Origin of the sequence: Mycobacterium szulgai, assembly GCF_002116635.1 — a bacterium.
Taxonomy (GTDB): domain Bacteria; phylum Actinomycetota; class Actinomycetes; order Mycobacteriales; family Mycobacteriaceae; genus Mycobacterium; species Mycobacterium szulgai.
Genome location: NZ_LQPW01000028.1, coordinates 1 through 24602 on the forward strand (window position 1 = coordinate 1; position 24602 = coordinate 24602).

16 protein-coding genes are annotated in these 24602 nt (G+C 65.1%); 7 read left to right on the plus strand and 9 right to left on the minus strand.

Going from position 1 to position 24602, the window contains the following annotated elements; translation table 11 throughout:
• Both AWC27_RS06730 and AWC27_RS06735 read left to right on the plus strand, forming a co-directional pair.
• Positions 1 to 650: PE-PGRS family protein (locus tag AWC27_RS06730; protein ID WP_139836808.1), on the plus strand; the 650-nt coding region annotated here is incomplete at its 5' end.
• Between the two features lie 12 nt (positions 651 to 662).
• Positions 663 to 1604: a carbohydrate kinase family protein gene (locus tag AWC27_RS06735; protein WP_085669787.1), complete on the plus strand. Its 942-nt coding sequence runs from the start codon at positions 663 to 665 to the stop codon at positions 1602 to 1604.
• Positions 1605 to 1607: 3 nt separating this feature from the next.
• On the opposite strand, the gene AWC27_RS06740 is transcribed toward AWC27_RS06735, so the two are convergent.
• Both AWC27_RS06740 and AWC27_RS06745 read right to left on the minus strand, forming a co-directional pair.
• On the minus strand, positions 1608 to 2672 hold the full coding sequence (locus AWC27_RS06740; protein WP_085669788.1) for a YihY/virulence factor BrkB family protein: 1065 nt from the start codon (positions 2670 to 2672) through the stop codon (positions 1608 to 1610).
• 40 nt (positions 2673 to 2712) lie between these two features.
• A complete protein-coding gene (locus AWC27_RS06745; protein ID WP_085669797.1) occupies positions 2713 to 4086 on the minus strand; it encodes a PPE family protein, SVP subgroup in 1374 nt (457 codons plus the stop codon).
• 188 nt (positions 4087 to 4274) lie between these two features.
• Between AWC27_RS06745 and hrpA the strand changes: the two genes are divergently transcribed.
• The 3 genes from hrpA (at position 4275) to AWC27_RS06760 (ending at position 10479) form a co-directional block, all read left to right on the plus strand.
• Positions 4275 to 8174 carry an ATP-dependent RNA helicase HrpA gene (gene hrpA / locus AWC27_RS06750; RefSeq protein ID WP_085669798.1) on the plus strand — a complete coding sequence of 1300 codons (3900 nt, stop codon included), beginning with the start codon at positions 4275 to 4277 and terminating at the stop codon, positions 8172 to 8174.
• A gap of 128 nt (positions 8175 to 8302) precedes the next feature.
• Positions 8303 to 9853, plus strand: coding sequence for an FAD-dependent monooxygenase (locus tag AWC27_RS06755; RefSeq protein WP_264078657.1), 1551 nt, complete (start codon positions 8303 to 8305; stop codon positions 9851 to 9853).
• Positions 9854 to 10131: 278 nt separating this feature from the next.
• The gene (locus tag AWC27_RS06760; RefSeq protein ID WP_085669790.1) at positions 10132 to 10479 is read left to right on the plus strand and encodes a WhiB family transcriptional regulator; all 348 of its coding nucleotides are present in this window, start codon (positions 10132 to 10134) and stop codon (positions 10477 to 10479) included.
• A gap of 23 nt (positions 10480 to 10502) precedes the next feature.
• Here AWC27_RS06760 and AWC27_RS06765 read toward each other — a convergent pair whose 3' ends face one another.
• Positions 10503 to 11936 carry a B12-binding domain-containing radical SAM protein gene (locus AWC27_RS06765; protein WP_211281580.1) on the minus strand — a complete coding sequence of 478 codons (1434 nt, stop codon included), beginning with the start codon at positions 11934 to 11936 and terminating at the stop codon, positions 10503 to 10505.
• 519 nt (positions 11937 to 12455) lie between these two features.
• Here AWC27_RS06765 and AWC27_RS06770 point away from each other — a divergent pair.
• On the plus strand, positions 12456 to 14192 hold the full coding sequence (locus AWC27_RS06770) for an adenylate/guanylate cyclase domain-containing protein (protein WP_169726737.1): 1737 nt from the start codon (positions 12456 to 12458) through the stop codon (positions 14190 to 14192).
• Between the two features lie 15 nt (positions 14193 to 14207).
• On the opposite strand, the gene AWC27_RS06775 is transcribed toward AWC27_RS06770, so the two are convergent.
• From AWC27_RS06775 to AWC27_RS06800, 6 genes are all read right to left on the minus strand, one after another.
• Positions 14208 to 17141: an MMPL/RND family transporter gene (locus tag AWC27_RS06775; RefSeq protein ID WP_085669792.1), complete on the minus strand. Its 2934-nt coding sequence runs from the start codon at positions 17139 to 17141 to the stop codon at positions 14208 to 14210.
• 12 nt (positions 17142 to 17153) lie between these two features.
• Complete coding sequence (locus tag AWC27_RS06780) at positions 17154 to 17969, minus strand: methyltransferase family protein (protein WP_085669800.1); 816 nt, start codon at positions 17967 to 17969, stop codon at positions 17154 to 17156.
• A complete protein-coding gene (locus tag AWC27_RS06785) occupies positions 17960 to 18934 on the minus strand; it encodes a fatty acid desaturase (protein ID WP_245846903.1) in 975 nt (324 codons plus the stop codon). Before AWC27_RS06785 ends, AWC27_RS06780 begins: the two co-directional genes overlap by 10 nt.
• Before the next feature lie 38 nt (positions 18935 to 18972).
• On the minus strand, positions 18973 to 20241 hold the full coding sequence (locus tag AWC27_RS06790; RefSeq protein WP_085669794.1) for a hypothetical protein: 1269 nt from the start codon (positions 20239 to 20241) through the stop codon (positions 18973 to 18975).
• Entirely contained in the window at positions 20238 to 21269 is a 1032-nt protein-coding gene (locus tag AWC27_RS06795) for a polyprenyl synthetase family protein (RefSeq protein WP_085669795.1), read from the minus strand. Before AWC27_RS06795 ends, AWC27_RS06790 begins: the two co-directional genes overlap by 4 nt.
• An 892-nt stretch (positions 21270 to 22161) precedes the next feature.
• Positions 22162 to 22743: an FKBP-type peptidyl-prolyl cis-trans isomerase gene (locus AWC27_RS06800; protein WP_085669796.1), complete on the minus strand. Its 582-nt coding sequence runs from the start codon at positions 22741 to 22743 to the stop codon at positions 22162 to 22164.
• Positions 22744 to 23444: 701 nt separating this feature from the next.
• Here AWC27_RS06800 and AWC27_RS06805 point away from each other — a divergent pair.
• Positions 23445 to 24602: PE family protein (locus tag AWC27_RS06805; RefSeq protein ID WP_139836809.1), on the plus strand; the 1158-nt coding region annotated here is incomplete at its 3' end.

Consider the following 24602-nt stretch of genomic DNA (forward strand, 5'->3'; position numbering starts at 1 on the left):
GGGCCGGCTTTGCCAGTGCCAACGCAGTCGGCGGTGCGGGCGGGGCCGGGGGAGCTGGCGGCATGTTGGGCGGGCTGGTCGGCGCCGGTGGCGGCGACGGCGGTGCCGGCGCTTTCGGTGTCAGTGCAGCCGGCTCTGGAGGTGCGGGCGGCAACGCCGGCACGCTCGGCGGTCCTGGCGGCTCCGGCGGCCTGGGCGGATTCAGCAGCCAAGGCCCTGCCGGGGCCGGAGGCCAGGGCGGAAGCGCCGGCTACCTGTTCGGCCCGGGCGGTGACGGCGGGGCCGGTGGATACAGCTACGGCGGCGACGGCGGGACCGGCGGCAACGCCGGAAACGGCGGGGTGCTCGGCTTCGGTGGCTCGGGTGGCGCCGGCGGGAGCGCATACGGCTTCGTGGGCAACGGCGGGGCCGGCGGGAACGGCGGAAGGGCCGGTCAGTTGTTTGGCGACGGCGGTTCAGGCGGCGTCGGCGGAGACGGGTCGACGACTGCCGGTACCGGGGGGGCGGGCGGCAATGCCGTGGTGATCGGCAACGGCGGCAACGGCGGCAACGGCGGTGCCGCCCTGACGACCACTAACCCCGCACCCGGCGGCACCGGCGGTCGCCGCGGTGCGTTGCTGGGCGACAACGGACTCAACGGTCTGCCGTAGCCGGATGAGACCGTGACCCAGGTTGAAATTGCCGTCGTGGGCGTACATGTCCTCGATACCCACGTCGTTGGCATCGCATCCATCCCGGAGGACTCCCAGGGCCAACTCGTCGAAACGATCAAGTTTTCCCCTGCCGGAACAGCCGGCGGCACTGCTGTCGTGCTGAGTCGACTTGGGGCACAAGTACATTCATTCGGCGCGGTCGGCACCGACGCGATGGGCGACGCCCTGCTTGCCATGCTCGGCCGGGAAGGCGTCGATGTCGGTGGTGTGGTTCGGAAATCAGCGAGCCAGACTTCGGCGTCGGTGATCCCGGTGCAACCCAACGGTGATCGTCCCGCCTGGCACTGCGTCGGCGCCAACGCCGCGTTCACCCTCCAAGACCTCGATCTTGACCGGGTCGTCACGTCTGCGCATCTGCATCTGGGCGGTCCGGAATTCCTCGGCGGCCAAGCGGCCGCCGATCTGCTTCGGTACGCAAAGACCAACGGGCTCAGCACATCCGTCGACATTCTCGCCGCCGGCGATCCCGGATTACTTGGCTGGATCGCCGATGCCCTGCCCCACACCGACTATCTGTTGCCCAACGACGAACAGGTGCTGGGTTTCACCGGCGCGCCCGACCTGCTGAGCGGGGCGCGCCAGCTACTGGCCGCCGGTCCCACCTGCGTGGCGGTCACCCAGGGCAGCAAAGGCGCGGTGATCCTGTCGGGCGAGGAAAGCTTCGAAATGCCGGCATTCGCAATAGATGTGGTCGATACCACCGGCTGCGGTGACGCGTTTTCGGCCGGGTTCATCCTGGGCCGCGCGCTGGGACGCGACCTTTGCGGAGCCGCCCGCCTCGGATGCGCCACCGCAGCACACGTCGCCGGCGGAATCGGGACCGACGCCGGATCCTATGACCTCGATACGGTCGACGCGTTTGCCAACCATCAAGGTAGACAAGCTAATTGACCGTTACCGGCGACGGCCCCGGGTGCGTCGCAACCACCTTCCGCGTTTGATGTACTTCGCTTCGGCGACTCCAGTCTTGTCGACCAGTCGCGTGTCCTTCGGCGGCAACTGCAATTCTCGTTCGGCGACAATCCCGGCCTGCAGTTGCCGTCCGCGTTCGAGCTCGGCGTCAAGCTCGGCGCCGAACAACAGCGCTAAGTTCGTGATCCACAGCCATAACAGGAAGACGATGACGCCACCCAACGCGCCGTAGGTCTTGTTATAGGTGCCGAAATTGGTTACATAGCAACCGAACCCAAACGAAGCCAGCGCCCACACCGCGATGGCGACCGCCGCGCCGACGCTGAGCCAGCGAAACCTCGGCTGCCGCACGTTGGGAGTTGTGTAGTAGAGAATCGCCACCGCTACCGTCACCAACACCACGATCAGCGGCCACTTGGCGACCGCCCACACCATCCGAGCGGCGTAACCCAGCCCCATCGCGTTACCGACGGCATCGGCGAGCGGGCCACTGACAACCAGCATCACACCCACCGCGCCGGCCAGCACCAGCCCGGCCAAGGTGAGCATCAACTGCAGCGGCCTCAGCTTCCACACCGGACGCCCCTCCGCGATCTCGTAAATGCGGTTCATCGCCCGGCCGAATGCGCCCACGTATCCCGACGCCGACCACAATGCCGCAAGCGCGCTGCCGACCAGCGCCAAACCGGCCGATGGATTCGCAACGACCTGCTCGATGGGCTGGCGCAGCATGTCGAGCGCTGCGGCGGGGGCAAAGTCGGCGGCCATGTCGAGCAAAGCTCTGGTCGTGCGCTGCCCCTGGCCGAACACGCCGAGCAGCGACACCAGCACCAGCAGCGCCGGAAACAACGACAACACCGCGTAGTAGGTCAGCGCCGCAGCGAGGTCGGTGCATTGATCGTCGCGAAACTCGTGCATGGTCTTTCGCAATACGAATGACCACGATGCTCTGGTCAGCTCCTGCGGAGATTCGGGCTTGCTCGGATCATCAGGATCTGGGGCACGCTTTTTCTTCTCGGTAAGCGCGTCGTCGGCGGCTGGTGCCATACGTCATCGATTGCCCGCTGACCGGCGAATTCACACCCCGTCAGTAGGCGAGTAGCCGCTGCTTCTGCGCGGTGAATTCCTCATCGGTGAGGATTCCCGAGTCGCGCAGTGCAGCCAGTTCCCGTAGCTCGGCCGCGATGCTGGTGATCGGGCCACCGGGTGGCGGGCCGGGCGGCGGTTCAGCCGGCTCACGTTGCCCCGGTTCCGCCGGTTTACGGGTCGGGACGCCAACCCGCTCACGCTCGCGCCGGCCCGCGCCCCCGCCGCCACCGACAGTCGTCCCGGCCATTGCCCGCCCGGCCATCCCGGCCAGCGCCATCTGGCTGAACAGGGTGCCGGCGCCGGACGATTCGGCGGCGGCCTCGATGGTGGTCGCGGGCAATGCCATAGCGGCGAGGCGCATTTCCGGGGCCGCCGTGGCCCAGCCCGTCGGCACCGACAACGCGCCGACCGCTCGCGCCTCGCCCAGGCCGGCCGAGACGGCTGAGGCGGGGCCGGTGACAACTGGAAACGAGGTCGGTGGCGCCGCGTCGACGCCCGGCCACTTTTCGATTCCCGCCCAGCCACTGACGATGTCATCGGTGTGGATACCGACGTAGTAACCGTTGAGGTCGTAGGGCAGAGCCACTGTGGTCAGCGTTCCATCGAGGGTAAGTCCCGCTGCACCCAGTTCTGGGTCAACGAAGATGCCACTCAAGTCGCCCAGCAGGTCAAGTATCTGCAACCACGACAAGGCGTCCCCGGCTGCCGCCGGGGACGCCAGACCGGTCAGGGTGCTGGGCACTGCGGACAGCGCCCGGGTGACGTTCGACATCGTGCTTTGCACATTGCCGGCGGAGGTGCCAGTGGCCTGGGCGACCGCGGCGGCTTGGCCCGCCGGGCCGCCCGAGTCGGTGGCCGACGACGGGGAGCTGAACGGTGTCAACGACGTCGCCGACGCCGACGCCGACGCGTAGCCGAGCATGGCCGCGCTGTCCTGGGCCCACATCTCCGCGTACTGCGTCTCGGTGGCGGCTATCGCGGGCGTGTTCTGGCCGAAGAAGTTCGTTGCCACCAGGGCCACCAGCAGCAAACGGTTGGCCGCGACCACCGGCGGTGGCACGGTGGCGGCAAACGCCGCGTCATAGGCGGCGGCCGCCGCGGTGGCTTGGGCGGCGGTCTGCTCGGCCAGTGTCGCGGTGACGCGCAACCACGCCACGTACGGCGCGACCGCGGCCGCCATCAGCGCGGCGGCCGGACCCAGCCAGGTGCCGACGGTCAGACCAGCGATTGCCGACTCATACAGGCTCGCCGCGACTTGCAGTTCTGCCGCCAGCGTTTCCCACGCTGCGGCACCGGCCAGCATCGGGCCCGAGCCAGGGCCGGTGTACATCCGCACGGAGTTGACCTCCGGTGGCAACGATGCGAAGTCCAATGTCGATCCTCCGATAGGTGAGCCGAGCGCCTCGACGGTGTCCGGCTTAAGCGACGGCAGCAGATACGGCACTGACTCCCGAAGTGACCGTGAACAGATTAGTCACATTCAGTTCATGTCCGATTCACGTAATGCCGCCGGACGACGCTCGGTACAGGGGCCCGGTGCGGCCCGATATCCTTGCCGGAGTGTCCGAACCGTCTGCCAAGCAATTGCGCAGCCGGCTTGACTCGCTGACCATCCGCGACGCCGCGCGCCTGGGCAGGCGGCTGAAGAATCTGCGCGGCGCGACGCCGGCAAAGCTACAGCAACTTTCCGACCAGATCGCCGGGGCTGAGGCTCTCGTCGCCGGCCGGCGCGCCGCCGTCCCGCGGATCGGTTATCCCGACCTGCCCGTCAGCGAGCGGCGGCACGACATCGCCGAGGCGATAAGCGCCAACCAGGTGGTCGTAGTCGCCGGCGAGACGGGGTCGGGAAAGACGACCCAGTTGCCGAAGATCTGCCTCGAGATCGGCCGCGGCATCCGCGGAACCATCGGACACACCCAGCCGCGCCGGCTGGCGGCGCGCACTGTCGCCCAGCGCATCGCCGACGAGTTGAGTAGCCCGCTCGGCGAGGCGGTCGGCTACACCGTGCGGTTCACCGACCACGTCAGTGACCGCACCCTGATCAAGCTGATGACCGACGGCATCCTGCTCGCCGAGATTCAGCGCGACCGGCGCCTGCTGCGCTACGACACACTGATCCTCGACGAGGCCCACGAGCGCAGCCTGAACATCGACTTTCTGCTGGGCTACCTGCGTGAGCTGCTGCCACGCCGCCCTGACCTGAAGGTGATCGTCACCTCGGCGACCATCGAGCCGCAGCGCTTTGCGGCGCATTTCGGCGGCGCACCGATCGTCGAGGTGTCCGGGCGGACGTATCCGGTGCAGATCCGGTACCGGCCGTTAGAGGTGCCGGTTACCTCGTGCTCTGACGACGATCCCGACGATCCCGACCACGAAATCGTCCGCACCGAGACCCGGGACGAGATCGAGGCCATCGTCGACGCGATCGGTGAACTCGAGGCCGAACCGCCCGGCGACATCCTGGTGTTCCTATCCGGCGAGCGCGAAATCCGCGATACGGCAGAAGCATTGACCGGGTTGCGGCACACCGAGGTGCTTCCGCTGTACGCCCGGCTACCCACCGCCGAACAGCAGAAGGTGTTCGCGCCCCATACCGGGCGGCGCGTTGTGTTGGCGACCAACGTGGCCGAGACGTCGCTGACCGTACCCGGGATCCGCTATGTCGTCGACCCGGGAAATGCCCGCATTTCGCGCTACAGCCGCCGCCTCAAAGTGCAGCGGCTGCCGATCGAGCCGATCTCGCAGGCATCCGCCGAGCAGCGAGCCGGGCGGTGCGGGCGGATTGCGCCCGGCGTTTGCATCCGCCTCTATTCCGAAGAGGACTTCGCGGCCCGTGGCCGCTATACCGATCCGGAGATCCTGCGCACCAACTTGGCCGCAGTCATCCTGCAGATGGCCGCGCTGCAACTCGGTGAGATGGAGAACTTCCCTTTCCTGGACCCGCCGGACCGGCGCAGCGTCCGCGACGGCGTGCAGCTGCTGCAGGAACTCGGAGCGTTCGATCGAGACGGCGCGATCACCGACCTCGGCCGCCGGCTGGCTCGGTTGCCCGTCGACCCGCGGCTGGGCCGGATGATCCTGCAGGCCGACACCGAGGGATGCGTGCGCGAGGTGCTGGTGTTGGCTGCAGCGCTGACGATCCCGGACCCGCGGGAACGGCCGGCCGACCGCGAGGAGGCCGCCCGGCACAAGCATGCCCGGTTCAGCGACGAGAACTCCGATTTCATGTCCTATCTCAACCTGTGGCGCTACCTGCGTGAACAACGTGGGACATTGTCGCGCAACGGTTTTCGCCGGTTATGCCGAGATGAATACTTGCACTATCTCCGGATCCGGGAGTGGCAGGATCTGGTGGGTCAGCTGCGCAGCATCGCCCGCGAATTAGGGGTTAACGAGTCCGATGAGCAGGCCGATGTGGGGTCGGTGCACGCGGCGCTGCTGGCTGGGCTGTTATCGCACGTGGGTATGCGCCGGGAGGACGCGCGCGAATATCTGGGCGCGCGCAACTCGCGGTTTGTGCTGGCTCCCGGGTCGGTTCTCACCAAGCGGCCACCCCGCTGGGTGGTGGTAGCCGAGCTGGTCGAAACCAGCCGACTGTACGGGCGGACCGCCGCCCGGATTCAGCCCGAGGTAGTGGAGCGGGTCGCCGGAGAGCTGGTGCAGCGCAGTTACAGCGAACCGCACTGGGACGCCAAGCGCGGCGAGGTGATGGCCTACGAGCGGGTGACGCTGTACGGACTGCCGCTGGTTGCTAGCCGCCGGGTCGGATACGCCCGGGTCGACCCGGCGGTGGCGCGGGAGTTGTTCATCCGGCACGCTCTGGTGGAGGGCGACTGGCAAACGCGTCACCACTTTTTTCGCGACAACACGCGACTACGCGGCGAACTCGAGGAGTTGGAGGAACGCGCGCGGCGCCGCGACCTGCTCATCAGCGACGACGAGGTGTATGCCCTCTACGACGCCCGCATCCCCGCCGAGGTGATTTCGGCGCGACACTTCGACGGGTGGTGGAAAAAGCAGCGCCACCACACCCCGGATCTGTTGACCTTCACCCGAGAGGATTTGCTGCACACCCCCGACGCCGCAGACACCGATCGGCCGGATACCTGGCAGACCAGCGATATCGCGCTGCCGCTGACCTATCGGTTCGAGCCCGGAGCGGCCGACGACGGCGTGACGGTACACGTACCGATCGATGTACTCGCCCGCTTGGGTGGTGACGAGTTCGCCTGGCAAGTACCAGCTTTGCGCGAAGAACTGATTACCGCGCTCATCCGCTCACTGCCAAAAGAACTGCGCCGCAACTTCGTTCCCGCCCCGGACACCGCGCGCGCGGTACTGACCGGGATCGACCCGGCGGGGGAGCCGCTGCTTGATGCCCTGCAGCGCGAATTGCGCCGTCGCACCGGCATTCTGGTGCCTATCGACGCATTCGATGTGAACAAGCTGCCGCCGCATTTTCGGATGACGTTCGCCGTTCAGTCCGCCGACGGCAGCGAGGTGGCCCGCGGCAAGGACCTTGCAGCGCTGCAGGAGCGACTGGCGACGACGGCTCGGGATGCCGTCGCTGACGCGGTGGCCGGGCAGCTGGAACGGAACGGGTTGCGCGGCTGGCCCGACGACCTGGACGAGTTGCCCCGGGTCGTCGAGCGCACGGTCGACGGACGCACCGTACGCGGCTTTCCCGCCTTCGTGGACATGCGCACCACCGTCGACCTTCGCGTGTTCGCGACGTCAGTCCAACGGGACGAGGCGATCGGTCCCGGCGTGCGACGGTTGCTCCGCTTGAGCGTGCCATCTCCGGTCAAAGCCGTTGAACGGCAGCTGAATCCGCGCACCCGGCTGGTACTTGGCACGAACCCGGACGGCTCGGTGTCCGCGCTGCTCGACGACTGCGCCGATGCAGCGGTGGACGCGCTGGCGCGCGGGCCGGTGTGGACTCGTGACGAGTTCGCGGCGCTGCGCGATCGGGTCGCGCAGAACCTGGTTACGACGACCCTCGACGTGCTGAGTCGCGTCGAGAAGGTGCTCTCCGCGGCTCAAGATGTACAGCTGGCTATGCCGGCCCATCCGTCGCCCGCACTCGCCGAGGCGATCGCCGACGTCGGCGCACAACTCGACCGGCTGCTGCCAGCGGGTTTCGTCACCGCCACCGGGCCCGCACGTCTCGGCGACCTTGCCCGCTACCTGACCGCAATCCGGCGCCGCCTGGACAGGCTGCCCCAGGCACTCCAGGCCGACCAGCAGCGGATGCGGCAGGTGGCCGCGGTGCAGCAGGCCTACGACGAACTCGTGCGGACGCTGTCCCCGGCCCGAAGGGCGGCTGCCGATGTGCACGACATCGCCCGACAGATCGAAGAGTTGCGGGTGAGCCTATGGGCCCAGCAACTCGGCACCCCTCGTCCGGTCAGTGAGCAACGCATTTACCGGGCGATCGACGCAGTGCAGAACCGTAGTTGAGCTGGCCGGGGATCCGAAAACTTTTCCCACTCTCACTTTACCGGCTGCCAGGGGGCTTGCGGCAAGGGCGGGGTCATGGCGCAAAATCATTGGCCGGAACCATAATTCACTGCATCGGGGGTTGCGAAGTGGGTGTCTTATTCGAACATGCAGTAATCATCGTCGGCGCGGGTCCAACCGGATTGATGCTGGCGGGCGAGTTGGCGCTGGCCGGGGTCGACGTCGCGATTCTCGAGCGGCGCACCAGCCGGGAATTCAGCGGTTCACGCGCCGGCGGCCTGCACGCACGCACCATCGAGATCCTCGAACAGCGCGGAATCGCCGATCGCTTCCTGGCCCAAGGACAGGTGGCACAAATCGCGGGGTTTTCCCAAATTCGGCTGGACCTCAGCGATTTTCCCACCCGTCATCCCTATGGCCTGGCGCTGTGGCAGAACCACATCGAGCGGATACTGGCCGACTGGGTGGAGGAACTGGCGGTGCCGATACACAACGGGCGTGAGGTGACGGGTATTGCCCAAGACAGCACCGGGGTAGTTGTTCGACTGTCCGACGGGCAGTTCGTGCGCGCGGCATATCTCGTGGGATGCGACGGCGGACGCAGCGCGATTCGCCGTGCCTCCGGCATTGACTTTCCAGGATGGGATCCGACCACGAGTTACCTGATCGCGGAAGCCGAAATAGCCTGTGCCAGTGATCAATCGCCGGAATGGGGCATCCGCCACGACATGCTGGGCGTCCATGCTCTCAGCAAGCCCGACGCGGGGCCGGTGCGGGTTATGGTGACCGAGCGGCACCTCGGGTCGCCGGGCGAGATCACGTTGCGCGACCTGAGCGAGGCGCTGATCGCGGTATACGGAACCGACTACGGAATCCATAGTCCCACTTGGATTTCCAGGTTCACCGATGTAACGCGGCAGGCGGCGGCCTATCGGAACGGACGAGTCTTACTAGCCGGCGATGCCGCGCATATACATCACCCCATCGGGGGTCAGGGTCTCAACACCGGCGTACAGGATGCCGTCAATCTGGGCTGGAAGCTGGCCCAGGTGGTTAGCCAGAAATCGGCGGACGACCTGCTGGATACCTACCACGCCGAACGGCATCCGGTCGCCGCGCGCGTGCTGCGCCACACGATGGCTCAGAGGGCGCTGCTTCGCCACCTGGACGACCGGACCAAGGCCCTGCGCGACACCATGTCCGAGTTGCTGAGCATGGATGAGCCGCGCGAGCGTCTCGCCGGGATGATGTCCGGCCTGGATATCCAATACGACCTGGGTGCCGGACATCCGTTGCTCGGACGCCGCATGCCCGACCTCGACCTGGTCGCCGCCAATGGGCCGGTGCGGGTATTCGCGTTCCTGCACGATGCCCGCCCGGTCTTACTCAATCTCGGGACGCCTGGCGACTTCGACATCCCAGGTTGGGCGGACCGAGTCCGGTTGGTCGACGCGAAGTATGGGGGCGATTGGGAACTTCCGGTGCTCGGTACGGTCAGCGCTCCGGCCGCCGTCTTGGTCCGGCCAGACGGATATGTGGCCTGGGTTGGTAACGGATCGCGCGCAGGACTGCCGGAGGCACTCACTACCTGGTTCGGGCCGCCGGTGCCAACGGCTCGCCCGCATCCATCTCGGCAGACCGATGCCGAGGAAGCAACGCAGCCAGCACCTCGTCGATGAGCGCCGGATCGGCAACCTCCGAGTGCAAGCCACTGCGATGAGCAGGTCGAATGAGGCGTTTTGGACGCACCGGCGCGACGTCAAGAACTTGCCCGGCAGCCCAGGGCCAGGGAAGTACGGTACGTCAGTACCAAAAAACTCTTGCGCAATCCGTGTCCAACCGGTTACCTTGGGGGCCGAAGAGAGCCAAGTCACACCGAGCGGGGAAGGTGGGCGGCGTCGCTCTTCACCAAGGGGAGGCGGTCGCACCGTGCGGCCGGATAGAAGGGAACACCTCGGTGTCAGGAACACGACCGGCCGCGCGGCGACTCAATCTGGTGACTGCAAACAGTCCATTGCCCGCGGGAAACGCAGAGGACCGTGCGTGGGTTTCGGAGGGCTTGTGCAGGGACAAAGATCCCGACGAGCTGTTCGTGCGGGGGGCCGCGCAGCGTAAGGCGGCGATTATCTGCCGGCATTGCCCGGTAATGCAGCAGTGTGCATCCGATGCCCTCGACAACAAGGTCGAATACGGAGTCTGGGGTGGTATGACCGAGCGCCAGCGCAGGGCACTGCTCAAGGAAAATCCCGAGGTGGTCTCCTGGTCAGACTACTTCGACAAGCGCAAAATCCGTTCTATCGGGTAGGTCTATTGCGGCCGAGAAAAGCGCTAGCTCGCCATTTCGGCGACTCGGCCGGAGATTGCGTTCTCCCACTCATCCAGCCGAGAGAGAAAGAACGTCTCGGCTTCATCGAAGGTCACTTCCGGGTTGGGTCCGATCAGGTTCGCGACGTCGTGGTATACCCGCGCGGCCTCCGGATCGACGAAGTCCCATTTGCCCAGCGGCCATTCGTCGGTGAGGTAACCCGCGTCAGCGTATTCCCGGTATAACTGCGTTCCCGGATACGGCAGGATCCGGCCGATGAACTTAAAGGCATTCGTATACTTCGTGGCCCGCAGCAGGCGTGCCGTCTCCCGCAACTCCTCCGGCTGCACAGTCGGGTGAAACATAATGGTGCCCGGGATGACTTCGATGCCCACGCGCTGGAGAGCGTTGATCGTTTCCGTGGCATCTTGACCGCGATTGAGAATCTGCTTGCGGTAGGCGCGCAGTTGATCGTATGAACCCGTCTCCAAGCCGATGAACACCCGGCGCAAACCTGCCCTGTGCAAGTGCTTGTACAGATCCAGATCGACAACGGAGTCCAGCCGGATATCCAGCATGAAATTGATGTCCAGCCCACGAGCGAGGATGCCGTCGGCGAAGTCAGCGGCGCGTTGCTGTGAGTTGGGGTGCTTCGACACGAACAGGTCGTCGCTGATCAGGACGAAATTGACGTCGAAGTCCGACACGAGATATTCGATCTCGTCGACTACCGAGTCAACCGACTTGGCCCGATAGCTATCGCGACCGAACATGCCCGACATAGCTCCGGTGCCACAAAACGTGCATCGATACGGGCATCCGCGGGTGGAAAACACCGAGGCAGCAAAACCATCCGCCAGAACGGTAGGCAACTCGTCGCGGGCCGGGCGAGGCAACTCGTCGAGGTCGATCAGCGGAGCAGGGCGATACACGATCTGTCCCTGCTCATTCCGGCGGGCTATCCCTGGGATGTTCTCCACCGCGGCGTCATTTGCGATGGCCATAGCCAGCTGGGTGAAAGCAACCTCTCCGTCTCCGACGACGATGAAGTCGAAACAATCGTGCTCGCGCAGGACGCGCTCGAAGTTGAGTGTCGCGATCGCATTGCCGAGCGCGATTCGCACGCCGTCCCAGGTCTGTCGCGCACGCTGCGCTAACCACAGCACCTCAGGAAAAGTATCGATGGACGAAAAGCCGATAAGCCGGGGCGTACCGGTGTAGCGAACGGCATTCTGCATCGCCGCCCACGTCTCCTCGACGGACCCATGTCCGGCGACCAATCCGTTAACACTGGCGATTTCGAGTCCTTGCGCCTCGGCATATGCCTTGATCGACATCAACCCGAGGTGCTCCATAGGCATTGACGCATACAACCGCGGATCGCCGAGCTTCTGTTCGGCAACGTAGGAGCGCCCGTATTCGCGGACGCCGGGAGGATTGACAAGAAGAATCGTCACGTTTGCCCTCCCTGGACGAAATGAGGTTCTAATCTTGGACGTCCGCGTTCACTCCCGCGGTACGAGTCACCTACATTGCCCGATGCGGTTAGGCTAGATCCTTCCCTCCTCATAATTTTGCTTTATCAACCGACCGGCGATAATTTTGGTTGAATCTCATGTCCACCGATTGGGGGACAAGCGAGCAGCCGTACACGCCGAAGTCCATACCGTTTGTTGGACGCACCCAATTCAATTAGCGTCCAGTACGGCTGGAAGTGCTAGCTTGAGCCCCGAACGTCTCGGATTTATCGCTTTTCGCGTACGGCCAGAATCACGCCCGCCGAGCCCGCAGGGGGCGTCGGGCAGCCTGCCCGGATTCCACGATCAAGCAACAGGCCGTCTTCCTCATGACATTTCTGTTACGGCTCTCGGTTGATGCAAGATACGCCCGTCGTACCTCGGGTTTAGAGTTCGGAGTCGATGCATCGCACGTGGGCCTGGACATTCAACCTGCCGCCGGATCAGTTGTGGCCGCTGTTGGCCGATACCAACCGGTTCAACGAGGCAATGGGCCTGCCGCCTTACGCGCTCGACGAGATGCCGCAAGCCAACGGTACGGTGCGGCGCCGCGGCCGGGGCAGGGCGGCCGGCTTCGCACTGGAGTGGGATGAAAAGCCGTACGAATGGATCTCGGGCCGACACTTCCGCCAGTCACGGGTGTTTACCAAGGGCCCATTCCGCCGCTTTGGCCCGGTGTTCGATCTCGAGCCGGACGGCGAAGGTGGCTCACGCGTCACCTACACGCTCGAATGGGAGCCGCTGAGCCTGGTTGGCCGGGTCTTCGGCGCGCGGCTTGCGACTCAGGCGGGTGAGAACGTGGAAAGGCGTGTGTTGGAGGCCGTCGCCTTCGCCCGCGGAGATCACGCACCGCAGCGCCTGACACCGTTCGTGTTGCCGCAGCCAGAGCTGCCACCGGGCGCTCGCGAGCGGGCCACCGCAATGGCACACGAAATAGACCGTAACCCCTACGGCAACAGGCTCGGCGCACCGCTCGTCGACCTCGTGCTGCAAGGCATGGCGGCCGATCTCACCCGTCTGCGGCCCAAGACACTGGCAAGCAAACTTGACGTGTCCGCGCGCGCGGCGACCGAGGCCTGCCTCGCCGGCGTAAAGGCAGGGCTTCTCAGCATGAAGTGGGACTTGCTGTGTCCCAACTGCCGTGGCGCCAAGCTAAGCGTCGCTACGCTCGCCGAGCTGCCCCACGGCGCGCACTGTTCGTCGTGCAACATTGACTACGATCGCGACTTCGAACGCAACGTCGAGCTGACATTTGCGCCGGCTCCCACGGTCCGCCCGCTGCCCACCGACCGGTTCTGTCTGTCCGGCCCGATGGAGACACCACATGTCGTCGTGCAGGTGTTGCTCGGCCCGGGGGAGCGGCGCACCGTGGCCGTCGACCTGCCGCCAGGCTCATATCGTCTGCGCACGTTGCATCCCAGCGGTTCGGTAAATGTCGACTACGAGTCCGGTGTGTTTCCAGGCCTGTGTATCTCCGGGTCGGGTGTGCAGACGTGTCCAGGCAACGACGCGGGAACCGCGATTTTCGTGAACGACGCCGACTTCGAGCTGGCAGCCTTGATCGAAGAGCGCACCTGGACGCGCCAAGCACTGACCGCTCCGGAAGTGATTTCGCTGCAGGCCTTTCGCGATTTGTTCGCCGAGGCGACGCTGCGGCCAGGCGACGATGCGGGCGTCAGCCAGGTTGCGCTCCTGTTCACCGACCTCCGCGGCTCGACGGCGCTCTACGAACGGGTCGGCGATGCCACGGCATACAACCTCGTGCGCGAGCACTTCACGCTGCTCGCGGCGATTGTGCGCGAGCACGACGGGGCAGTGGTCAAGACGATCGGCGACGCGGTCATGGCGTCGTTCACCGATCCGGCGCAAGCTGTGCGTGCCGCGCTGGCCATGCAGGCGGGCATCGCCTCTTCGGCAGCTGTGGGCCGTGACCTGGTGCTGAAAGTGGGCGTGCATGCCGGCCCCAGTGTGGTCGTCACATTGAACGATCGCCTTGACTATTTCGGCTCGACGGTGAACATGGCCGCACGCCTGCAGGGCCAGAGCGCAGGCGAGGACATCGTTCTCTCGCAGGTTGTAGCCGCCGATCCTGCGGTACGGGAACTATTGGCCGCCGTGCCTCAACGCCGAGAGACAGTCGCGCTCAAGGGTTTCGCCGAGCCCGTCGAGTTCGTGCGCCTATTGAATCAGCGGTAGCTACGCAGCCCGACCTCATCTCCTGGCCGCGCGCAATGTCCGCAGTGGCCGCAGCAGGAACGCCGGCGGCGACCACCAGAACCACCGGCCCAATAATCCCGCGATCCCCGGCACCACAAAGGTGCGCACAACGAGGGTGTCAATGATGAGGCCGGCACCGATGGTGGAGCCGACCTGTTCGATGGTGAGGACATCGCTGGACAGCATCGCGAACATGGTGACTCCGAAGACGATGCCCGCTGTGGTGACGACACCGCCGGTGCCGCCGAAGGCGCGGATCGTCGCGGTGCGCAGTCCCGCCCGGTTGGCGCCGCGATTGCCGGCCTCCTCGCGCATTCGCATGGTCAACAGGAGGTTGTAGTCGGCGCCCACCGCGACCAAGGCGATGAAGGCCATGGACTGCACCGCCCAATGCAAATCCCTACCCAGTAGGTCATGCCAGATGAAGGTGCTGATGCCCAGCGCCGACACGTAGGACACGACGACCGTCCCGATCACTGCCGCCGCGGCGACCGGACTGCGCAGCATCACCAGCACGATGAGGAACACCAACCCAAGCGCCACTGCCGCAAGTAACCGGAAGTCGTTGTGCACGTAGCCGCGCAATTCAGCGGTTCCGGTGCCGAAACCGGCGATTTCCGTGGTGCTTCCGGCCAGGGTGCCTTCCTTTGTCGACTCCTTCACCGCGGCGACGATCTGTGGTGATCTGCGCGCACCGTCGGCGCCGAATACTCTGCCATCGCCATAGACCAGCAGCCGAGTCATCTGGCCACTCGGGGCGAAGTAGAGATCGGCTGCGCGCCGGAAGCTCGGGTCAGCCCAAGCCCGTTGCGGTAGGTAGTACCCGCCCTCGCCGCTGTTCTGGAAGTCTCGGCGGATGTCGCGCAGGTACCCGGTGAGGTCGCCGAATGTGGTGCGCGTATCCCCAACGGCATCGGTGATTTGGGCGGTCATCGAACTTAGCTGTGCCACCAAGGACCGCATGGTGCCTACCGACTGCTCTGCGCTGGTGAGGGCCTTGGCGGTACGAGCAGTGCCGGCGTTCAGTCGTGCTGCGCCATGATCGAGCGAATTCGTCGCCTCGACAAGCGAATCCATCGGTGCGACGACCTTGAGCACCAGCGAGCAGATGGGATCGTTCTGGCAATTGGGGTTGCCGTCGGTGAAACTGCGTAGCGGGTCGAGGTCTGTGGACACCTGCGCCAACACGTCTTTGATCTGCCGCATCCCTGCGCCCATGCCGCCGGTGTCGGAATTGAGATCACCAATTCCAGCTACGCCGCTCGATAGCCCTGCCTGCAGCCGCGATAGTGCCGTGGAGAACTGGGCGAGCGTCGGGGTAAGTCGGTTAACAGCGGCCAGACGCTGGTCGAGTTTGGCGATTCCATCGTCAAGCTGGTCGCCAATCGTGCCGGCCTGGCTGGTGAAGGTGGCCTCTTCGGGAATGGAACCTTCTGGGCGCGAGGCGGATTGGACCATGGTGACACCCGGAATTTCCATCAGCTTGCGGGTCACGCGTTCAATGGCGATGAGTCCGGCTGGGTTTCGTAGATCGTGCTCCGCCTTGATAGCCACAATCTCGGGCAACAATCGATTCGGCGGAAAGTGGCGGTTCATGGCTTGGTATCCGCGGTTGGCCTGGGTCGAATCCGGTTGCGCGGCAATCTCGTCGAACCCAAGTTGCAAACCGGCGACGGGCAATGCACAGATCGCCAGCACCAGAGCCGACGCCACCAGCATTGGGCCCGGCCACCTCGCGACGATTGTGCCCACCCGCCGCCAGCGACGGCCGGTCTGCCGATTCAGCTTGCGAGGTTGCGCGAGCCCGTAGCGCCCGGCGAGAGCGACCAGCGCGGGCAGCAAGGTAAGAGAGGCAAACATACCGGTGAGAATGCCTATGGCACAGGGTAGTCCGGCGCTGCGCAACATCCCGACGTCGGCAAACGTCAAGCAGGACAGAGCGGCGGCCACCGTGAGGGCCGATCCGACGATCACCGGTCCTACCTTGCGGCAGGCGCAGCGTAGCGCGAGTTCGTGTCCGGAATCGTGCTGGCCGTCGCGTCGCGCCTCGTGATAGCGCCCGATCACGAATATCGCGTAATCGGTCGCGCCGCCGAGCACCATCGCACTCAACAGCGCCACTGAGAAGATGGACACTTCGAAGACATCGTGTTCACCAAGCAGGGAAACGATCGATCGGGCAACCCCAAGGGCAAGACCCACCGTCATGAGCGGAATCGCCGCGGTGATCACCGACCGATATACCACGAAAAGCAGCAGTGCTATGAGAATTACCGTCACACAAGTCATCAGCAGCATCTGTTCGTCGATTGCGCTGAGTTCGTCGGCAATCGTGGCACCTGGCCCGGTGACATATGCGTGTACGCCCGGCGGGGCAGGCACGCTCGCGACGATCCGCCGCACCGCGTTCAACGCTTTATTCGCATGTGCGGCACCGAGATCACCGGTCAACCGCAGCATCGTGTACGCCGCTTTGCCGTCCGCGCTCAGCGCGCCCTTGGCGGTAATCGGATCCGACCACAGGTCCATGACCGATTCCAGGTCGGCATGGTCGGCGCGCAGCTTTGCCAGCACCTGATCGTGAAAAGTGCGGTCGGCCGCTCCGAGCGGATGATCACCTTCCAGCACCAGATAGTTCAGGTTGCCGCCATTGCCGTCGTGGAACTGCGCACCCATGCGAGCGCCCGCGATGTTGACCGGTGCGCCAGGGGGCAGGAACCCTTGAGCGTGGGTACGAGCGGTGCTTTCCACTTGTGGCACCACAAGAGTGCCGACGCCGGCGGCGAGGACCCAGAAGCCGATGACGAATATCGCGTAACGGCTCGCGAAGCTGGCGAGGGCGTCCCACCAGTTGGGCCGGATGTCGACTATGCCGGACACTCGCGTCCGCAGCCTCGCGGCGTAGCTCTTCTGCTTGATCCGAAGCATATTGCCGATGCCTCAAATCCGCCCGGCCGCACGGCGCGTAACGACACGAAGGCCTACCGGAAACAAAGGGAAGAAAGCTGGGACGCGGGCCGCGTAGCTGCGATAGGCCGCACCGAACCGAGCGACGAGGTCGCGTTCCTCCAAGACGGTGCCCAACAGGATGTAGCTCGTCATCCCGGCGGCAAAGAGCAGATGTCCGACCGTGCAGTCCCTGGCACACCAGAAGCAGAGCAACAGTCCCGTCATCAGCGGATGGCGCACCAAACGATACGGCCCCTGCACCCGCAGCTGGTCGACTGCGGCATCTGATGCCCGCATCACATAGCGGCGGTAGGCCTGACTTACACCGAGTAGGTGGAAGTGGTTCAGCAGCAGTGCAGCGGCATAGACCAGCGCGAAACCGAGCCAATATCCGGCGTCCAAAGCCCCTCCGACAATGCCGTTGGCTGACCAGATCCGCATCGGCAGGGGCTGCCAGCCCAACATCAGTAACCAGACAACAAGACTGGTCATCACGACGTAGACGGTGCGCTCGAGGGCTCGAGGCACCCTGCGGGTAATGAACGCCTTGACCGACGTCCGGGCCATCCCCGAGTGCTGCAAGCCGAATAGTGCGAGCAACACAAGATCGATGACAAGAGACGGTCCAGTCGCCAGGTGGGGGCCGACATCGATCGTCTTGGGCAGCCACCAGCGGCCCGCGAAGAGCAACAGCAGCGGTACCGTCACCCCGGCGAAGGCATAGCCGGCGAAGGCCAGCATGAACGGGACCAACCGACGCGGATCAAGAAGCGCTTCCCGCATCTGTTGTGGTGCGATCAAACCCATGCGAACCACGGCAGGTAGCGAGAGCGGACAGCACCCTGCTCAATCCGCTTCTCTAGCTTGGACTTCCACCGCTCGCCGTGCGGCGCGTCCAGGAAGCCTCCGGGTATCAGCAGCCGCCAGCTCGAGGTCAGCGTCATCCAGTACGGCACGATGACGCTGGGCTCGACTTGGCGCATGTAGTCCAGCTTGTCGGGGATCTGGGACCAGTGGATGCCCGGGTAACGATGGTGCACGCTGTGGTAGCCCTGGTTGAAGATGAAGAAATTGAGCCAATTGCCCACGGTGTTCATCGATTTGCTCGGGTCGTCGTCGAAGACTCTGGCCGGGCCGTGCGTGAGCCAAGCGAAGTAGCCCGAGGTCGCCTGCGTGACGAGGAAAGGGATCCAGTAAAAGAGCGCGAACCGGACCGGGTCGGTGGTGAAGAAGGTCGTCCAGATCAGTACCGAGATCAAGGTGAAGTCGAAGACGAACTGGCGACGCCGGGTGCGCCGGGCGGACGACAGATTGGCCGCGAAAAGCGTTCGCGCAGTGTGGTTCTTGACGATCGAGCTATAGCGCATCCAGTACCAGACAGCGCGTAGCCCATGCTCACGTCCCGCGGTGGTGGTGATGTCCCCGGGCCCGTCGTCGTAGCGGTGGTGGTTGATGACATGCACCTCGTACATGTCGGCGGCCGTTAGCGCGGCCGGCATACAGCACAGCAGGTCGAGCATCCTGTTTACCCGCCGCGAGACGAACAGCGGCCGATGTGTGTGCATGTGCAGGATGCCGATGGTGATGGAAAAGTTCAATAGCGAGAGGACTGCAATCAGCGGCACGGCCAGATACCACCTGGTGGCGACGGGCATTGAAAGGCCGAAAGCCAGTAACCCGATCCAGCACACGATATGCAGCAGCGGGCCGACGTTCGCCGGGTGCTCCAGCTTGAGGACCCGTCGGCTGAACGGCTTTGTGCCGCTTGACACGTCGAGTTTTCCGTTGTCGGGGACGGGTGAAGCAATGGTCACTGGCGGCCTTTCTGGCTAGTCATCTCGAGGGCAGCGAGCTGGAATTGGGTGGCGAGTGCTTGCATAGCATCGGTGTCGCCGGGCGGTACCCGCTCTAGCGCACCGAAGGCGAGGTGATCGGCGATCATCATGCGGCGCTTGTGCTGGCCGGACAGCTCACCGGACATCGGCTCTTCCGGCAGGGCTTCTACCAACGCGAAGGTGAGGTCAATTGTCAACGGACCCAACGAGGGTGACGTCGACCCGCCGCCCAGGCCCAGCACCTCAGGAGCCGGCCCTGGCCCGACGCTGAGCTCGAGGGAGGCGTCGAGCAGCCGGTGGATCGCCGCGTCAGCGCAGCACCGCACCCGTTTCATCATCATGGCCCAGTGCACGGGGGAACGTGAGGCCAGCACAGCCGCACCGAGGCGTAGGCGCCGCCGGTAGGGTGCCGGGGCTCCGACCGCTCCGGATAAGAAGGCAGTTGTCGTAATGGCCATGTACGCCATGGCGATACGCGCACCGCGGCTGGGCACACGAGGCCCGAGCCGGGCCAGGAGGGCGAGGCTGCCCAGTGCCGGGACCAGCAGGCGCAACAGGACCGCACGGGTAAGCTCGCCGCGGTCACCGGCGCCGTAAAGCGCCAGCTCCCCGTCCCGCAGGTCGTTGGCCAGTTGCGTTGTGATGCCGATGCATCCGGCAAGTTCGGCCAGATCGGCTTCGGCGAAGGCGCCTTCTGCGATAAGCGAGCAGGCGTAGCGTGCCACTCGCCCGAGCACGCCCTCACTGTATGTCGACCGCGGCAAGACCGCTTCAAGGTTGCGGGCCATCACTCCCGCGACGTCGACGAGCATCCGCCCGACTCGCTGCCGCCCGTCATCAGGCAGCGCCGACACCATGGCACGTACGTCAAGAATCCGCGCGGCCAGCACCTGGTCGACAGCTTCGCTGTCGCGGACGACGACTGCATGCAACGGGGGCGGTGGGGTAGGGGTGGCCCCGGTGAGGTAGCTCGCGGCGGTTCGCACCGCGGCGCCGGCCAGCCCAGGCTCCATGAGGTCTTCGTAGGCGTCGAGCACCCGGCAGGCGAACAGGGCAGCGGTAGCTTCGGCGCGCAGGTGGGCAGGCAGGAAACCGATTGCAACACCGAGGTTTCGGGCCGCTGGGACCAGCGCATGCCGGGCCAGCTCAGCGGGTGAGCGGGCCGCCCGCATTGCCGCCAGGTTCGGTGGGCGCCGCAGGCACCGCAGTCCGTATGCCAGCTCGCCGACACGACCACCGCTCATCGTGCAACCACCTGCACCGTGAGCTCACGCAGGTGTTCACGGGCAAGCGATGGCGGGAATATCTCCAACGCACGCCACGCGTCCTCGGCGGCACGGACGGCGAAGGCGCGGGCCGCCTCGGTGGCTCCGCTGTTCACCAGGCTGGCCTGCATCGTGGCGCTGGCAGTCAGACCCGAGAGCCACAGCTCGTGAGCGTCAGGCCGGATGGCCAGCCATTCGATCACCGGCCACGTCGGCACCCGGCGGTCGAGATCACTACAGGCGTTCTTACCGAGCGCAGGGTCGCCCTCGACATCGCGCACGTCGTCCATGACCTGAAATGCAAGGGCGAGCTGGTCGGCATACCGCATCAGTGCGCGCAGTCCGTCCGGGTCGACTCCACCGGCCGTACCTCCGTACGAGCAGGCCAGCCGGAAGAGGGTACCGGTCTTGGCCACCGCGACGCGCTGGTAGTGCCGACGCAGCGCGGCCTGGTTGACCGAAGGCGGCAATGTCTCGATGAGCTGGCCGAACGAGAGGTCCGAGAGCTGATCAAAGTAGGTCACGCCGTGAGCTTGGCCCAGGCGTGTGCACATGGCCGCGTTGTCGGATAGCACCCGTGACATGGTTTGTAAAGCGATGCCCGCCAGGTGGAATCCGGCCCGGGCGGCGGTGCGGACGCCGAAGGCGGCGGGTACGGATGCGGCGCCGCGCCGCAACGACGAGCCATCGCAGATGTCGTCGTGGATCAGCGACGATTCGTGGAACATCTCGATTGCGCAGGCTAAGTCGATCGTGTCGGCGAACGACACGGTGGCGGCCGAAGGCTGTAGACGGCTGCAGGCTAGACCCAGACCGGCCCGCACGCGTTTACCGGGGGCCGCGAGGATGTGCCGATAGATAGAGCTGAAGCTGCCATCGCGGAGCAGGATTTCGCGCAGCCGATCGCTGACTAGCGCCAATTGATCGGCGACGGGGTCAGCGCCTCGGCGCCGCCAAACCACAGCTTCGCAAGTTTGCTGGACGGATATCGTTTGCGTCGTTTGCATGAGAGTCAACTTTCCAACCGGGCTTGACGAACAGCTTGTACACGACGTCCGTCGGGCCGGCGCGGCGCCTCAGCCCCTCTCCGGATGAATCGCCATGGATGACATGTAAGCATGAATACGTTGTCCCCCTGCCGATTTAGATCGTCTGCTTACATCAATACTGCAGTCTTGCCACGGTTCAGTACATCCGGCAATCAGCCAAACCCCTTCTCCACCAGTCGGTTTAGCCTTCTGTCCACCATTCGGTGGACACACCCGAGAACCGCGTCAAGTATCCGCGGCCACGGCAGCGACATGGGTCAGAGGCCGTACGTGATTGTCGTAATAGACTGTCATACAACGAGTTTGGACACAGCGATGCCAACGACATTCCTCAGGCGACTGGCAACAATTGATACGCCGCAAAGCGTAGGCGCCGTCTACTCCCAGTGCCCATCGGGAGTTTGGCGGCGCCGCCGAAGTACAAATCTCATTGACTATAACACTTGTCAACTATGTCTCAAGGTACGAATCCGTAGGTTGCCCTGTTTGCTGAAGCTACGGCTGCGTAGGTTGTATTCGCCCGCTTCTGGGCGTTAATCTCGGCCGCGCCGTTTCGTTGCGCACTTCGGTGAAGACCCGACGACCGCGTCGCACGCAGGCCCGTTGCATAGCAATGCTTTTGGCCTTCGCGGTAGGTGCATGACGGTTTGGTCAGGAAGGAGGTGTCCCAGATGACCTTTGAAGTTCTGTTTCGCGAGGACGAGGCCGTGTACTCGTATCCGTTCTTCAGTGTAAGCAGCATCACAGAGTGAGTTGGTGAGCTGCCTGGCAGCGGGGAGGCGTTAGTGCTCAGCGCGAGCGTCTCTTCGCGCCCTGCTATTGCTGCTTCATCCGCCGAACGGGTCGTCGCTCAGCTCGAGGCGCTAAGAATCTTGATCGCGAAGACGAGGGTGTCACCCGGCTGGATTCCAGCGCGTGGCTGCCCGTTGGGGTAGCCGTCCGCGGAGGTCATCGCGACGGCAACGGTGGACCCCACCGCTTGTCCCGCGATGGCCTTTTGGAAGCCCGGGACTACGCCACCAAGAGGGAAGTCGACCGGTGCGCCCCGCTCGTAGCTGCTGTCGAACACCGACCCGTCACGCCCGTTGACTCCCATGTAGCAGACGGAAACTTTAGCCGTGGCGGCGACCACCGGTCCATCTCCGGCGTGCAACGTATGCACCTGGGTCTGGGCCACGCTGAATGGTGTCGTCACCTTCACGACCGGAGCCGTCGCGTCGGTGGATCCGGTGACCGCGATGCTGCCGGTGGTGCCGGATAACGTCCAGTCAGGCGTTCCGCCGTTCTGCGGGGCTGCGGTCGGGCACGACGCGGCCGCGTCTGCCTTGCCCGATCCATCGAGCGTCAGAACGGTCGCCGCGACACAAGCCGCGAGCACGACAGAGGAATGCAGCCAGGAGAATTTCACGACCGCCACGCTACAGCTGGGCATTACGCCCGCGACCGGTAGCCCGCGATATGGCGTGTCCGACAAATGGGCGTCCCTGGGGTGATGGCGCGTAGGACAGCTGCGCCGTAATAGCTGATGGCTAGTTAGTCGTAGGGTGGGCAGACCATGCCTTTGCTTGACGTCGTCGGGTTTCGCTCAACGACGTTGCAGCCTTGCAGTCGTCGGCGTCGAGGCAGGAAACGCGTCTCTGTTAGCAGGCCGCGCGCAACCAGCCACCGCCGCGGCGGGCATTCGCGCACCGGACCAGATGGTTCACTGCGCCGATAAGCAATTTGACCCCGCACTTTGCCAATCCCTTGCCTTAACTGCATTACCTCGGATTTCTGCTGTTGACTCGGATCTATATTGCCGTCGCTTTTACCAGGGGCGGATGCCGGAGGCGCAAGTCACGAAAGCAGCACACACGCTAGATTTTCGAATGGCGTTCGAATCTTGCCCTGCGGCTCGGCGTCGAAGGCCCGCGAGAATCAGGGTGATACCACCTCTGGGCGAAGGGTTTTGGGATCAGGGCGCCTGCCATAGTTACGCCAACTCAGCCGCAGATCTTCGCAGCGACCGGGACGGGAAACAACGTATTTCGAATTCATTCAAGATCGGCCGTGCAGTTGTTTAAGCGCAAGAGTTCACAGCGTGTGCGGTAGATTCCTGCTGAATGCTCACCACCGGGAGTGCGAGGTACGGCGATGTCCTTCGTTATTGTGTCGGCGGAATCATTGACGAGAACCGTTTCGGATCTGACCAGGATCGGTTCGATGATCAATGCGGCCAACGCCGCGGCGGTGGCACCGACAATCGAACTGACCACCGCCGCAGCCGACGAAGTCTCCGAGCACATCGCGGCCTTGTTCAGCGCGCATTCCCAGGCGTATCAATCGCTCAGCGTCGAGGCCGTGGCCTTTCACAACCGATTCGTACAGGCACTGACGGCTGGCGGCGGCGCATACGCCGCGGCTGAATCCGCCAACGCCGCAGCGCTGCAGATCCTTGAGCAGCAACTGTTCGGTGTGATCAACGCACCCACCCAACTGCTACTGGAGCGCCCGCTGATCGGTAGCGGCGCCAATGGACAAACCATCAACGGCGTGGGCCAGCCAGGCGGGGCCGGCGGCATCCTGTTCGGCGACGGCGGCCGCGGCGGCGACAGCACCGCGCCCGGGGTGGCCGGCGGAGCCGGCGGCGCAGCCGGCTTCTGGGGTAATGGCGGCGCAGGCGGAATGGGCGGCGCCGGCTCGGCGGGCGGCAACGGCGGATCGGGCGGCTGGCTGTACGGCAACGGCGGTGCAGGCGGCACCGGTGGTGGTGCGATAGCCGGGATCAACGGCGGCCTGGCCGGAGTGGGCGGAAACGGTGGCAGTGCAGTCGGACTCGTCGGCGACGGTGGCTCCGGCGGCCACGGCGGCGCCGGTCGCAGCGGTGCCGACGCCGTCAACCCGACACCCGGTCAGGTAGCCGCCACCGGCGCCGACGGCAACCCGCAACAAAGCACTGGTGCGGCCGACGGCGTCGGGCAAAACGGCTCCCCGGGCGCCAACGGTGGACCTACCGGCACGGGTGGCACCGGAGGCAACGGAGGCAACGGAGGGACAACCCCGTCGGGCACTGGCGATGCCATCGGTGGCCACGGTGGCGACGGCGGCCCAGGAGGAACCGGCGGCGACGGGGGCACCGGCGGGTTCGCGGCCAGCTCCCTGAACAAGGCCAGCGGCGGCGCAGGAGGCGCCGGAGCGGACGGGGGCGTGCCCGGCGGTGCAGGCGGTGACGGCGGAGCCGGCGGGTACGCGCTCGGCAGAGTGGCGATCGGGGGTGCCGGTGGGGACGGCGGCAATGGTGCGGCCGGGGGC